The sequence below is a fragment of the Microcystis sp. LE19-41.2A genome (genome assembly GCF_027530405.1).
In the GTDB taxonomy this organism is placed as follows: domain Bacteria; phylum Cyanobacteriota; class Cyanobacteriia; order Cyanobacteriales; family Microcystaceae; genus Microcystis; species Microcystis aeruginosa.
Map to the genome: position 1 here is coordinate 1 of NZ_JAPZQJ010000087.1, position 12783 is coordinate 12783.

At 42.8% G+C, this 12783-nt stretch carries 12 protein-coding genes and 1 pseudogene; 5 read left to right on the forward strand and 8 right to left on the reverse strand.

The genetic code is table 11. The annotated features are described in order from the left end of the window. Positions 1 to 224 precede the first annotated feature (224 nt). The 3 genes from pruA (at position 225) to O9290_RS03710 (ending at position 5147) form a co-directional block, all read left to right on the forward strand. Positions 225 to 3194 carry an L-glutamate gamma-semialdehyde dehydrogenase gene (gene pruA / locus O9290_RS03700; RefSeq protein ID WP_288059350.1) on the forward strand — a complete coding sequence of 990 codons (2970 nt, stop codon included), beginning with the start codon at positions 225 to 227 and terminating at the stop codon, positions 3192 to 3194. Positions 3195 to 3201: 7 nt separating this feature from the next. Further along, positions 3202 to 3384 carry a hypothetical protein gene (locus tag O9290_RS03705; RefSeq protein WP_288086722.1) on the forward strand — a complete coding sequence of 61 codons (183 nt, stop codon included), beginning with the start codon at positions 3202 to 3204 and terminating at the stop codon, positions 3382 to 3384. A gap of 128 nt (positions 3385 to 3512) precedes the next feature. Continuing rightward, complete coding sequence (locus tag O9290_RS03710; protein WP_288059346.1) at positions 3513 to 5147, forward strand: alpha-D-glucose phosphate-specific phosphoglucomutase; 1635 nt, start codon at positions 3513 to 3515, stop codon at positions 5145 to 5147. Between the two features lie 274 nt (positions 5148 to 5421). Here O9290_RS03710 and O9290_RS03715 read toward each other — a convergent pair whose 3' ends face one another. The 3 genes from O9290_RS03715 to O9290_RS03725 are packed head-to-tail and all read right to left on the reverse strand — an operon-like array spanning position 5422 to position 7722. After that, entirely contained in the window at positions 5422 to 5832 is a 411-nt protein-coding gene (locus tag O9290_RS03715; RefSeq protein WP_287170951.1) for a tellurite resistance TerB family protein, read from the reverse strand. Next, the gene (locus O9290_RS03720; RefSeq protein WP_002760081.1) at positions 5822 to 7174 is read right to left on the reverse strand and encodes a 16S rRNA (cytosine(967)-C(5))-methyltransferase; all 1353 of its coding nucleotides are present in this window, start codon (positions 7172 to 7174) and stop codon (positions 5822 to 5824) included. The genes O9290_RS03715 and O9290_RS03720 overlap by 11 nt, the downstream gene beginning before the upstream one ends. Beyond that, on the reverse strand, positions 7171 to 7722 hold the full coding sequence (locus O9290_RS03725) for an alpha/beta hydrolase (protein WP_044034764.1): 552 nt from the start codon (positions 7720 to 7722) through the stop codon (positions 7171 to 7173). The genes O9290_RS03720 and O9290_RS03725 overlap by 4 nt, the downstream gene beginning before the upstream one ends. A 176-nt stretch (positions 7723 to 7898) precedes the next feature. Between O9290_RS03725 and O9290_RS03730 the strand changes: the two genes are divergently transcribed. Further along, positions 7899 to 8021: a hypothetical protein gene (locus tag O9290_RS03730; protein ID WP_288086724.1), complete on the forward strand. Its 123-nt coding sequence runs from the start codon at positions 7899 to 7901 to the stop codon at positions 8019 to 8021. Here the strand turns inward: O9290_RS03730 and O9290_RS03735 are convergent. Next, positions 7990 to 8500: pseudogene (locus O9290_RS03735) on the reverse strand (IS1/IS1595 family N-terminal zinc-binding domain-containing protein); the annotation flags it as partial. The gene O9290_RS03730 and the pseudogene O9290_RS03735 overlap by 32 nt on opposite strands. Before the next feature lie 99 nt (positions 8501 to 8599). Next, positions 8600 to 8923 (reverse strand): glycosyltransferase, encoded by a 324-nt coding sequence (locus tag O9290_RS03740; RefSeq protein ID WP_288058016.1) that lies wholly within the window; start codon positions 8921 to 8923, stop codon positions 8600 to 8602. Between the two features lie 137 nt (positions 8924 to 9060). Here O9290_RS03740 and O9290_RS03745 point away from each other — a divergent pair, with 137 nt between their 5' ends. After that, positions 9061 to 9273 (forward strand): hypothetical protein, encoded by a 213-nt coding sequence (locus tag O9290_RS03745; protein WP_228051377.1) that lies wholly within the window; start codon positions 9061 to 9063, stop codon positions 9271 to 9273. On the opposite strand, the gene O9290_RS03750 is transcribed toward O9290_RS03745, so the two are convergent. The 3 genes from O9290_RS03750 to O9290_RS03760 form a co-directional block, all read right to left on the reverse strand. Continuing rightward, a complete protein-coding gene (locus O9290_RS03750; RefSeq protein WP_288058008.1) occupies positions 9238 to 10371 on the reverse strand; it encodes a glycosyltransferase family 4 protein in 1134 nt (377 codons plus the stop codon). The two genes, O9290_RS03745 and O9290_RS03750, sit on opposite strands and share 36 nt — an antisense overlap. A gap of 108 nt (positions 10372 to 10479) precedes the next feature. Then, the gene (locus O9290_RS03755) at positions 10480 to 11298 is read right to left on the reverse strand and encodes a glycosyltransferase (RefSeq protein WP_288058011.1); all 819 of its coding nucleotides are present in this window, start codon (positions 11296 to 11298) and stop codon (positions 10480 to 10482) included. Positions 11299 to 11347: 49 nt separating this feature from the next. Then, the gene (locus O9290_RS03760) at positions 11348 to 12622 is read right to left on the reverse strand and encodes an O-antigen ligase family protein (protein ID WP_288058013.1); all 1275 of its coding nucleotides are present in this window, start codon (positions 12620 to 12622) and stop codon (positions 11348 to 11350) included. Positions 12623 to 12783: the final 161 nt, after the last annotated feature.

Sequence of the window (12783 nt, forward strand, 5' to 3'; positions counted from 1 at the left end):
CCCCACTACCCCACTACCCCGCTTGATCGAGTACAATAGAGTGTTCAGCAAAAGCGATCAGCTATTAGCTTTGATTAGTCCTTCGGTAAGAATATAAACCAGAGAAAAGACCCATTAAAAGCGGCAATCAGCTGAAAAAGCTCAAAAACTGAATTTTAGGCTGAAGGCTGACGGTAGCTTGCTGAAAGCTGAATCCCGTTGATAATTTTTTTACTTGAATCGCCGTGGTTATCCAAATCGACTCAACTCAAAACTACGAAACTAAAACCCAAGAGATCGCTAGACAACTTTTAGCCGAAACTCGGGAAAAAAAAGGTCTTTGGTCTGCTTTACAGGATCAAATGCGTTGGGATGATAAATTACTCGATTGGGCAATGTCTAACCCCAATTTACGAGTACAATTATTCCGTTTTATTGACTGTTTACCCGCTTTACGCAGTAATGCCGAGATCGCTAATCATCTCCAACAGTACCTCGGTGATGCTTCCGTAGAACTGCCCAGTGCGCTGAAAAGTATCCTCAACTTTAGTGATCCTAACTCCCTACCGGCTCAAACGGCCGCCAGTCTGATCAGTAAATCCGTAGAAACCTTAGCTCGTAAGTATATCGCCGGGGAAGATCTAGAGCAAATTACTCGCACTGTCACCCGTCTGCGGAAGGAAAAAATGGCTTTTACCATAGATCTCCTCGGTGAAGCGGTAATTACTGAAGCGGAAACCCAAGTTTATCTACAAAGTTATCTCGATTTAATGACCCATTTGGCTCAAGAAGCGAGCAAATGGAATAAAGTTAGCCAAATTGATGAAGCGGACGGCGACTTATTACCACAAGTGCAGGTTTCTGTCAAGCTAACTGCCTTTTATTCTCAGTTTGATCCCATGGATCCGATTGGTAGTAAGGAAAAAGTTTGCGATCGCATTCGCCTACTGTTGCGACGCGCTCAGGAGTTAGGGGTGGCAGTCCATTTTGATATGGAACAGTACGTTTATAAAAACCTCACCCTGGCTATCCTGAAAGAATTACTCCTAGAAGAAGAATTTCGCAGTCGTACCGATATTGGCATCACCCTACAGGCATATTTAAGAGATTCTGCCCAAGATTTACAAGATTTAATTAATTGGGCCAAAAAGCGCGGTTATCCCGTTACTGTCCGGCTAGTCAAAGGCGCTTACTGGGATCAGGAAACGATTAAATCTCGGCAAAATCACTGGCCACAGCCGGTATATAACGAAAAATCGGCCACCGATGCCAATTATGAGCGGATGACGCGGTTATTATTGGAAAATCATCAATATTTATACGCCGCCATCGGTAGTCATAACGTGCGATCGCAAGCCTTGGCTTGTGCGATCGCAGAAAGTTTAGAAATTCCCCGTCGTCGCTTTGAAATGCAGGTATTGTACGGCATGGGCGACCAATTAGCCAAAGCGTTAGTGAAGCGGGGTCATCGGGTGCGGGTTTATTCCCCCTACGGACAACTCTTACCCGGTATGGCCTACCTAATCCGCCGTTTATTAGAAAATACCGCTAATAGTTCTTTCCTAAGGCAAAATTTGGAGGATCGTCCCGTGGAAGATTTAATCGCAGCCCCCCGGGTTTTAGGCAAGGATAACCCGATTATCGCCGGTTTTCCTAATGCCCCCGATACAGATTATGCTAACGAGCAATTACGAAATAAAGCGAGTCAAGCCCTTACTTTTGTCAAAAATTCCCTCGGTAAAACCTATTTACCCCTAATTAACGGCGAATACGTCACCACCAATGTTCAAATTAATTCCGTTAATCCCTGTAACCCGCAGGAAATAGTGGGTAAAGTGGGCTTAATTGAGGTGGAACAGGCAGAAAAAGCGATCATAGCGGCGAAACAGGCTTTTCCCGCTTGGAAACGCACTCCAGTGGCTAAAAGAGCCGAAATACTGCGAAAAGCGGCGGATTTGATGGAAGCGCGACGACACGAGTTATCGGCCTGGATTTGTTTGGAAGTGGGCAAAGTTATCCAACAGGCGGATCCGGAAGTGTCAGAAGCGATCGATTTTTGCCGTTATTACGCCTCCGAGATGGAAAGACTGGATTTAGGGCATAATTTCGACGTAGCAGGTGAGAATAATCGTTATTCCTACCAACCCCGGGGTATTGCTTTAGTGATTTCTCCCTGGAATTTCCCCCTAGCCATTGCGGTGGGGATGACAGTAGCGGCTTTAGTAGCCGGTAACTGTACGCTATTGAAACCTGCCGAGACTTCTTCGGTAATTACGGCGAAATTTGCCGAGATTCTCCTAGAAGCGGGTATTCCTGCCGGAGTCTTCCAATATATCCCGGGTAAAGGTTCGCAAGTGGGGGCGCATTTGGTTAGCCATCCCGATGTTCACCTAATCGCCTTCACCGGTTCACGAGAAGTGGGCTGTCGCATCTATACAGATGCCTCCATCGTGCAAAAGGGTCAAAAACACCTAAAACGAGTTATCGCCGAAATGGGCGGCAAAAATGCCCTAATTGTCGATGAGAGTGCCGATTTAGATCAGGCCGTTGTCGGTGCGGTTAAGTCCGCTTTTGGCTACACCGGCCAGAAATGTTCGGCCTGTTCGCGGATAATCGTTCTGGAAAGCGTCTATGATAGCTTTGTTGATCGCTTTGTCGAGGCTACCGGGTCCCTCAATATCGGGCCGACGGATTTACCGAGTACGGAAGTAGGACCGGTTATCGACGAGAAAGCTCAAGCAAGAATTCGGGAATACATCGAAACTGGTAAAAAAGAGGCAGAATTGGCCCTAGAAATGCCAATTCCAGAAGTGGGTTATTTCGTCAGTCCCACCGTCTTTAAAAATGTTCCCCCCGATGCGGTAATAGCGATGGAGGAAATTTTTGGTCCAGTGGTGGCGATTATCAAAGTGAGCAATTTCGAGGAAGCTTTAGCTGTAGCTAACGGAACCGACTATGCTTTAACCGGTGGCTTATATTCTCGCACTCCTGCCCATATTAACCGAGCTACGCAGGAATTTGAAGTAGGAAACCTCTATATTAACCGGGGAATCACCGGTGCGATTGTCTCCCGTCAACCCTTCGGGGGTTTCAAGATGTCGGGGGTAGGTTCCAAGGCTGGGGGTCCCGATTATCTGCTGCAATTCCTCGAACCTCGTCACATCAGCGAGAATATTCAACGTCAGGGATTTGCACCGATTGAAGGGGCCGATTAAGCAATTTATGGCTAGGGTTTGCGGCAAAAAGTTTGTTGGTGGGGTCAGGAGTCAGGAGTCAGGAGACAGGAGACAGGAGACAGGAGACTCCGAGACAGGAGTCAGCTTTTTTCTCCCTGCTCCCTTCCCCCCACTTCCCTATCTCCCCACTCCCCTATCTCCCCATCTCCCCATCTCCCCACTCTCCTAGACTTTTGAAACAGGATTTAGTATCACAGGGGACTCCCCAGCTGTTGTCTTTCCTAGCTGATTTCTTGGCTGTCAACCTACTGCTATATACTTAAGTTGAGAATTGCGTCGGCCTATCAAGAAAAGACTATGACGATTGAAACCGTTGCCACAAAACCCTTTAGTGACCAGAAACCGGGGACTTCTGGATTGCGAAAATCCGTTCCCGTTTTTCAACAACCCCATTATCTGGAAAATTTTATTCAAGCTATCTTCAATACTTTAGACGGTATCGAGGGTCAAACCCTAGTTGTCGGTGGAGATGGTCGTTATTATAACCGTCAAGCTATTCAAACTATCCTGAAAATCGCCGCCGCTAACGGTATCGGTAGAATACTCGTGGGAACCGATGGTATTGTCTCCACTCCCGCTATTTCTGGGTTAATTCGCGAAAATAACGCTTTTGGCGGTATTGTTCTCTCCGCTAGTCATAACCCCGGCGGTCCGGAGGGCGATTTTGGCATTAAGTACAATATTACTAACGGCGGACCGGCCCCGGAAAATATCACCGATGCAATTTATGCCGAGACTAAGGTGATTAGCAGTTATAACATCCTCTCAGGGGCTGATATTAATCTCGATCGCCCCAGTTCCTTTAAACTGGGAACTATGGATGTGGAAGTGATCGATGCGGTTACTCCCTACGTCAAAATGATGGAAAAGATTTTTGATTTCGATCGCATTCAGGCCCTACTCACTTCTGGTAAGTTTAAAATGTGCATGGATTCTCTCCATGCGGTGACGGGTCCCTACGCTTATGCTCTATTTGAACAGCGTTTAGGTGCGCCCAAGGGTACAGTGTTAAATGGTATTCCCCTAGAGGATTTTGGTGGTGGTCATCCCGACCCTAACCTAGTCTATGCCCATGATCTGGTAGAAATTCTCTTTGGTCAAGAGGCTCCGGATTTTGGGGCTGCTTCCGATGGAGATGGCGATCGCAATATGATCCTCGGTCAGAATTTTTTTGTTACCCCCAGTGATAGTTTGGCGGTACTAACAGCCAACGCTCATCTAGTACCGGGCTATCAAAATGGTATCACGGGAGTAGCGCGATCGATGCCCACCAGTGCGGCGGCCGATCGAGTAGCGGCTAAACTGGGAATTGACTGTTATGAAACTCCCACCGGTTGGAAATTCTTCGGTAATTTGTTGGATGCGGGGAAAGCAACCCTTTGCGGGGAGGAAAGTTTCGGCACGGGTTCCAATCATATTCGCGAAAAAGATGGTTTATGGGCGGTTCTTTTCTGGTTAAATATTTTGGCAGTTAAAGGGGAATCTGTAGAGGAAATTGTTCGCAGTCATTGGCAAGAATTTGGTCGTAATTTCTATTCTCGTCATGATTATGAAGAAGTCGCCTTAGAACCGGCAAAAGAGATGATGGCACGTCTCCAGAAGTTGGTTTTAGACCTTAAGGGTAAACAATTTGGTAACTATGAAGTGGAATATGCCGATGATTTTAGCTATACGGATCCCGTGGATGGTAGTGTGAGTAAAAATCAAGGCATTCGCATTGGTTTTACCGATGGTTCTCGGATTATTTATCGTCTATCGGGTACGGGAACTAAAGGAGCAACTCTTCGGGTTTATCTAGAAAGTTATGAACCGGACGCAAGTAAACACGATATCGACACCCAAAAGGCCCTACAACCCTTAATTGATTTAGCCGAAGAAATCGGTCAAATTCGTCAATCTACCGGACGGGAACAACCCACAGTTATTACCTAAAATCTAGGGATCAGCTATCAGTTTTTATCGGGGAAATTTTTGACCTGCTCATCACTAATTAGGGTTTGCGGCAAAAAGTTTTTCGTGGGGGTAGGGTGTGGGGTGTGGGGTGTGGGGTGTAGGGTTTTACCGATTTTGAGGGGGTCAACTACCTAATTTTCAGGGAAAAAGTCCCAGAATTTTCCCCCCCATCACTCCCAGATATGGTACTTTTTGATTGACAAAAAGTCTAAAAGTCTTACCCAACAAGGTTTTTAGATTTATTCAGCAAACCCTAATTACTTCCAGTAATTGCCCTGTGGTACAATTTCTGAATTCCCGTGACTAATTTATCTAACATCGATCGATGGCTATCATGAGTCGGATCAAAACTCTGCACTTTGGTTAATAATTTTGCTTCCTGTACGTCCACGTCGTCATCGCTATAGATTAAAGTGCTAATCGATGTTAGTAGATCTTGATAGATTTCTGGACTAGGATTATCGCCTAAATAGGACTCTAACCATCGATAACATTCACCGGTTTTAACTGGTTTTAGTTCCGATAATAGTGGTTTTATCTCCGGATCATCATCAAGTTTTTCCCTCACAGCTACCTGTCGTAAATAATTTCTTTCTGATGGTTGAATGACACCATCAATCCAAGCAACACCGATGAGAATTTTCAGTAATTGTTTATTTTTCATCCCACACTTCCTTGACTAACTTAGCCATAAAAAAACCGTCTTGATTATGCCGATGGGGTAACACTTCGATCGCTCCCGTTTCTGTATAGTATTCTGAGAAGCATGAATTAGAGTCAGGAGTGGCCATTTTCCAATCGGGATGAGCGGCTAAAAACTGCTCGATCACTCTTTCATTTTCTAACGGATCGAGAGTACAGGTGGCATAAACTAAGATTCCCTTCGGTTTTACCCAAGTGGCAGCCGAGGCTAAAAGTTCCCCCTGTCGTTTGGCTAGTACAGGTAAATTTTCGGGTGTTTGTCGCCAACGTATATCAGGACGCTTGTGCAGGGTTCCCAATCCTGAACAGGGAGCATCGATTAGTACACGATCGGCGATGCCGTGCCACTGGGGACGATCGCGACTATCCCCTAGATGTATTTCGATCGCTTTTAAGTCTAATCTTTTAATATTGGCTTCTAACTGTCGTAAACGGGATGCCGTTTGATCACAGGCTAATATTCTACCCCGATCGCCCATTAATTCGGCGATATGAGTGGTTTTTCCCCCCGGTGCCGCACAAGCGTCGATAATTGTCTCTCCGGGCTGGGGATCGAGTAGATAAGTGACTAATTGGGCGCTAATATCCTGTAGGGTGTAATTTCCGGCTCGAAATCCCTCTAAACGCTCAATATTGCCTAAACCAGAGGTTAAACGGCAAGCCAGAGGTAACTTAAGATAATTAAAAGTTATATTGGCTGATTCTAACTCATTTTCTAGGGCTTCTAGGCTAGTTTTCAGGGGATTAATCCGAATATCGAGGTCAGGAGAGCGATTAAACCATTGACACAGTTGTTCCGTTTCCGTAACACTAAAGCGATCTAACCACAATTGCACCAACCAATCGGGGAAACTGTGGAGAATACCCAATCTAGAAGCGGTATTTTCCGGTAAAAGTAAAGGATCGTCGCCATTAGCAGTTAAACGGAGATATTGCCGCAGCATTCCGTTAACCACCGCCGCTAATTTGCCTAAATGACTGATTTTAGTTAATTCTACCGCCGTATTCACCGCCGCCGATGGGGGAATCTGGGATAGATAACGCAGTTGATAAAGACCAATATGGAGAATTCGCCGTAAATCCGGGGGTTGCTGGGCCGCGGTTTTTTTCCCCAGGCGATCGAGCAGCGCATCCAAAGTTCTTTGTCGGCGCATTATACCATAAACAATCTCCGTTGTCAAGGCTTTGTCAAGACAATTTAAGGAACTAGCGGACAAATGGCGATCAAGAGCGCGATCGGGATAGGCGGAGGAGCGATCGATATCCCGTAAAATCAGCAAAGCCAGCTGACGAGCATTATTCATGCAGTTTCTAGACGATTGCGGAGGAATTGGCGTAAAATAGTCAGTGCCGGAATCGGGATTTCGTGACCCATATTTAACTCGTGATATTCGACGTTAACCCCCAAACCAAGCAGTAAATCTCTGGCTTGACGAGCAGCAGCGATAGGAACGACGGGATCCTGCTTACCATGAACAATTAAGACATTTTGTGGGCCTTGGGGATGGGGTTCACCGTGCAGATAACCACTCAAGGAACCCAATCCCGCCAAGGGTAAAGATAAACCCACATCCAGCGTCATCGCTCCCCCTTGGGAAAAACCGGTCAAAAAAGTCCGCTCTAGGGGAATACCGGTAGTTGCTTCTAGGGAAATAATCCAATCGTGCAACTGTTGACGACTAGCGACTAAACCTTGATAATCGGAGGTTTCTAAAGCATACCAGGCGCGTCCCCCCGGCACTTGGGGATGATCGAAGGGAGCATTAGGAAACAAAAATTGACAATCAGCTAGATCCAGCATCGATGCAAGGGGGGCCAGATCCATGGCATCTGCACCCCAACCGTGCAGCATGATCACTAGATAGCGAGCGGGATTTTCCGGGGAAGGGGGAATGACAATCGGGTTAAAAGACAGAGTTTTTTCCTCGCAATTCTCTTTTTTCTCTATTCTATAGCGATTTTCCCGGCAGTGAGATGGGTGTTGGGGGAGTCTTTTCAGTGATCAGCTTCTGAAGGCAAAAGGCACTCATGCAAAAGGCAGCTTTATTCTCCCAACTCCGGCGCTCCCAACTCCCATCACCCCACACCCCACACCCCACACCCTGTCCCCAGGAAAAACTTTTTCAGCATACCCTAAATAGTAACCAATAATTTCCCTTGTCTTTCTATCAATTAACCGCCAAATATAAACCTTTATCGTCTTAGAAAAAACCAAAGACCACATCTCATCACATTCTCTAAACAATTTACCTTTTGGTTTGTCCGAAACCTTTACTTGACGGGGAACAGCCGCCAGTTTATTGTTGACATAATTTTGTAACCATGACCAACTTACCCCTGTTACTCTAGCAATTCCTCGTCAGGAAATTCGTTCGAGCAAGAGTTTATCAATTAATTGTTTGGTTTCGTCAGAGACGGTTTTATTAGTGGGATTGATCACAAACTGACGACCACATTCTTTACATTGACGTTTGGGTTTTCCATTATGAATAGAACCATTCTTGATCGTATGGTGAGAACCACAATTAGGACAGGGGAACGGAGGTGAAGGGGGTACTTTGTTCGGTGCTAGACTGATATTTCAGTAAGCCAGACAGGAGCCAGAAAAAGATATTTATCAGAAAAGTCATGATCAAGCTAGAGGTTTAAAGACTGATCGGGTTCCAATTATTTTTATTAATAAATATTTTACACAATTCATACCAGGTAAGCAACATAGCTCACCACTACTACCGAATCATTACCAAATTTTTAAGGGCTATTTCTCTACAAAAGGAACCTAGATATCGTAAATCATCATCGCTAATTTTGTCAAGGGTGGATAGTGCCTTTTCTATATCCTGTTCAGTGCTAATATCGAAGATTAATCTTTCACGTTCATTTTTAAAGAAGGGATAAATGTCGACTCCTGTAGAAATATACACTGGTAAACCAACTGAAGCAGCTTCAGCCACCGAAAAACCAAAGTTTTCTCGATGTGAAAATAAAACAAATAAATCCGAACCGGACAAGAACTTCCACTTATCTTGACCGAAAACTGACCGAACAGAGATTTAATTGCTTGAGTAACTATCTCTGGGTCATTTTTGTAAAGGACAAGGGAGGCAGTAAGTTTCATAATTCTGAAGGAATAAAATTAAACATTAGGGATTCTGTATTACGACGCATTTACGGTTCTTCGGCTTGTGTTATGCAATGGACGGGGTTTATAAGGGATGGAACCCTTATAGAGAAAGACATTTGGCGATTTTTATCAATTGTTTTTGCTCTAGAGCGAACTAATCAATTAAGTCTCTTGCCAGATAAGGATTTAGTCAATTTATGCCCCCCTATCGAACCATACCAAGTAACGAAGAACCGCATTTACTCACGTTTCATTTGTAAAGGCTATATCTATATCTAGTAAAACTTCAAGAGTTTCTCGGCTAACACGATCCCAAGAGTAAACATCTTGGTTTCGATATCCCAATGTTACAAGTTGTTCCGCAATCTCAGGATTTTCTATCTGAAACATTGCTTTAGCTATGTCGCTGACTGATGTTGGATCTACTAGGATACCGCCAGAACCAACTACTTCTGGCATTGAGCTGAGAGATGAAGTAACAACTGGACATCCTAATCCCTGTGCTTCTAAAATCGGTATTCCAAATCCTTCATAAAGAGTCGTAAATATTAATCCTGCACTATGACTATACAAAGCTACAAGTTCAGCGTCACTAACACGACCTGCAATGATAACACCAGGGATATGTTTGGCAATATCAAGAGTTTCTAGACTCCATTGACTCAAAGCACCACCTACTAAAATGAGTTTTTTAGCTTGATCCTTTGCAGATTTATCGCGGTAATTTTGGTAAGCCTCAAGAATTCGTCTGGTATTCTTGATAGGAGCGTAAAAACCGACACAAAGAAAAAATGATTTGGATTTAAGCTTTAATTTATCCAGAATATTATTATCAGGAGAAATATCTCTAAGGTGCGATCCTGCCTCTGGTATCACTTTTATTTTGCTTTCATCAAGGTCACAAAAACGGCAAATGTCAGACGCTGTATTATGAGAAACTGCTATGATTCTTCTTGATTTTTTGAGAGAGGGAGGAATCAACAATTGCCAATAAAAAGTTTTAAAAAATCCCACTTCTTTCTGACAAATCCAAGCATAAGCATCATGAATGGTAACTATTTGAGGGACATTCGATAGTAAAGAGCCTACATAACCTATATGGAATAAAACATCTAATTCTTTATTTTTGCTTAACCGAGGAAGTATCAATTGTTCACAAAAAATTCGCAAGAGCAAATTCTTAGCGTTCGGAAGATGAACTAATATAAAGTTCGGTCGATTTCCATCCCACCATTCTGGTATAGTACTGCTAAACAAAACGAATTCACAATCTACCAAAGAATCTGCGTACCATCTCCTAACTATATTATCGAAGTACGTTTTCACTCCGAAACTTCCTTGACCTCGCATAGCGAGAGCGTTAATTCCGATTTTCATATTTCAAGTGCGTTTTGGTGGAATTTTCTATGTTTAAGTATCGATACGGAACGCGCACCAAAGAATATTTGTATAAAATTACCTCCATTCTACTGGACAAGAGAATCTCTAACATTTAACATCCATAGACTTAGTAATAGTTATCTTGCCCGCCAACAAAGATTGTCTTAAAAATCTCATTATGTAATGAGGTAAGTTATTTAATCTCCATTGTGTGAATACCATCCAGTCTTGTAATTGAGCCGGTTGAATGGGTGAATAAATTTGCTGTTTTTCAGCTTCCATAGCTTCTCTTTTCTTATTCGTCAATTGGTTTTCATGAATCCGAAAACAACTTATACTTTTACCAGAAAACCGAGAAAATTTTAAGTTCGATAACAAAGCTCTCAGGTAAAAATCCGCATCCGAACTTAAAGAATAGTCTTCTTTAAACCCCTTGAGCTTTTGGTAAACTCTATTCCGGAAAATCGCTGCTGGTTGAGCAAACCCAAATATACCGATTCGGAACAGTGAAAGCAATTGCTCGGCTCTAGCGGCGGACATAGAATAGACGAAACGACCATAACCATCAGTATAGTCACAACTTCCATACACTATATCTGCTTTGGTATGTTTTCCAAAAGTCGTTAGTCGATTCACGCTATCAGGGTATAACCAGTCATCTGAATTAACATAACCTAACCACTCAGTATCACATTCCTGTAGCCCCGTGTTAATAGCTCGATACATATTACCTGGTTCAGCATAAAGAGTTTTCACATCCCATCTTTTACAGATGTCTAGTGTACCATCGGTTGAGCCGCTGTCTACTACGATGATATTAACCTCTACGTCTTTCTGCGATCGCAAAGAGAGCAGAGTCATATCCAGTGTAGCAGCACTATTCAATGTTGGAATCACATAACTAATTTCACTTATTTGGCTCATTGGTTATCCTAGAAAATAACTTTAGACATTGTACCCTAATTAAGTAAATCTAGTCAAATCGTTTCATTTCCATTCCTTCCCTTTCCCTAATGAAAGCAAAAAAGTTTGATTTAAAACAAATCCCAAATAGCAAAGGCAAGACAATATTCCAGTAACTAGAACGGTTGAGCATTACAAATGCTAATTCTGCCATAGCACCTAAAGAGATTGCTACGCCAAGTTTAGCCCAATGCTCATAAACATTTCTTAGGTAAGGATTGGCAGTGAGTTTGCTTTCAGCTATAAGGTCTCTGATTTGACTTGCTCTACTGCCAAAGATATAGATAAAGATTATGAGTCCTGCTAACCCAGTTTCAACGATTAGTCGGGATAGCATAGAATAGCCGTCATGTTGGTTTAGACGAGCCAAAATGCCTGCTTTTAAAGGCGCAGCCTCCTGAAAAGCATAAGTAAAATTACCTAAGCCAATTCCTAGCAAAGGATTTTTTTGTAAAGCATAGATTGCGGTACTATAACTGTTTAAAATAGCTCCCACACTTATATTTGTGATTTCACTATCTTTTAAAGCAAAAGGATCGATAAATTTTCCCGAACTCCAGAAAAGTTCTAATTCATCAAGTCTAGATACAATAGTTGGACTAAATTGATTAATATCCTCTTTATAGGTAAACATAACAATCACCAAAAATAATATAATGGCAAACAAAGGAATAACTTTAGTTAAACATAATTGTATTAAACTTTGTTTTGAAAATTTTCTAATTCGCCATTTTCGATTAATACAAATAAAATAAGCTATCAGTAAAGAGAGAGCAAATATGTTTGTTACTGACTGAGTCAAGGTGACAGAAGTGACAATAATAATCAAGGAGATAGTTGCAAAAATCCTCTTGTTTTTTTTTAAATATCCTGACAATAGCATCTGGCTAATAATTGCGAAGGCTGGCATAGCATAAATTCCTATATCTCCAGGTTCAGTAAGTACTCCTGAATGCCGTCCTCCCCCTAAAGACAGAGAATAATCCTCATCCGCCGCAGCAACCCTCACTGAATAGGGGAGAAGCCGAGCTATAGAAGCTAGGATACCAGCTACATAATCCCTACCAGTAAAGGAAACTATGAAAAATTGTAAAACAACCATAAAGCAAACAAATACAGATACCCTCACAAAGTCTTGGGCTAATATTTTTGAAGTAGCAGGATTTGTTGTTACCCATGATACAGTATAATAAACAGAAAAGAGAATTAGGAGCGATATTAAAACTCCTAAAGATTTTGTGATAGTGTAAAAATTATCTGTAATGAAACTTAAGAATGTTGACATGATAGTCAATGATAAGAAAAATATAGCGGGTTTCAGTTGAATGAGGTACAGCATGGATGACTAGGTAGGCTCTTTAAAAGGGGTATCGCAATAGCAACAATGGGTAAACCAGTGATGGATGTCTCGCAATGTAATCTGACTAAAGGCTTGAACGATCGCTT

Excerpts from the sequence above, each read along its gene's own strand:
- O9290_RS03705 (WP_288086722.1), top strand. The coding sequence starts at position 3,202 with ATGGCTAGGGTTTGCGGCAAAAAGTTTGTTGGTGGGGTCAGGAGTCAG.
- O9290_RS03710 (WP_288059346.1), top strand. The coding sequence starts at position 3,513 with ATGACGATTGAAACCGTTGCCACAAAACCCTTTAGTGACCAGAAACCG.
- O9290_RS03715 (WP_287170951.1), bottom strand. The coding sequence starts at position 5,832 with ATGAAAAATAAACAATTACTGAAAATTCTCATCGGTGTTGCTTGGATT.
- O9290_RS03720 (WP_002760081.1), bottom strand. The coding sequence starts at position 7,174 with ATGAATAATGCTCGTCAGCTGGCTTTGCTGATTTTACGGGATATCGAT.
- O9290_RS03725 (WP_044034764.1), bottom strand. The coding sequence starts at position 7,722 with ATGCTGCACGGTTGGGGTGCAGATGCCATGGATCTGGCCCCCCTTGCA.
- O9290_RS03730 (WP_288086724.1), top strand. The coding sequence starts at position 7,899 with ATGCAAAAGGCAGCTTTATTCTCCCAACTCCGGCGCTCCCAACTCCCA.
- O9290_RS03745 (WP_228051377.1), top strand. The coding sequence starts at position 9,061 with ATGCAATGGACGGGGTTTATAAGGGATGGAACCCTTATAGAGAAAGAC.
- O9290_RS03750 (WP_288058008.1), bottom strand. The coding sequence starts at position 10,371 with ATGAAAATCGGAATTAACGCTCTCGCTATGCGAGGTCAAGGAAGTTTC.
- O9290_RS03755 (WP_288058011.1), bottom strand. The coding sequence starts at position 11,298 with ATGAGCCAAATAAGTGAAATTAGTTATGTGATTCCAACATTGAATAGT.
- O9290_RS03760 (WP_288058013.1), bottom strand. The coding sequence starts at position 12,622 with ATGTCAACATTCTTAAGTTTCATTACAGATAATTTTTACACTATCACA.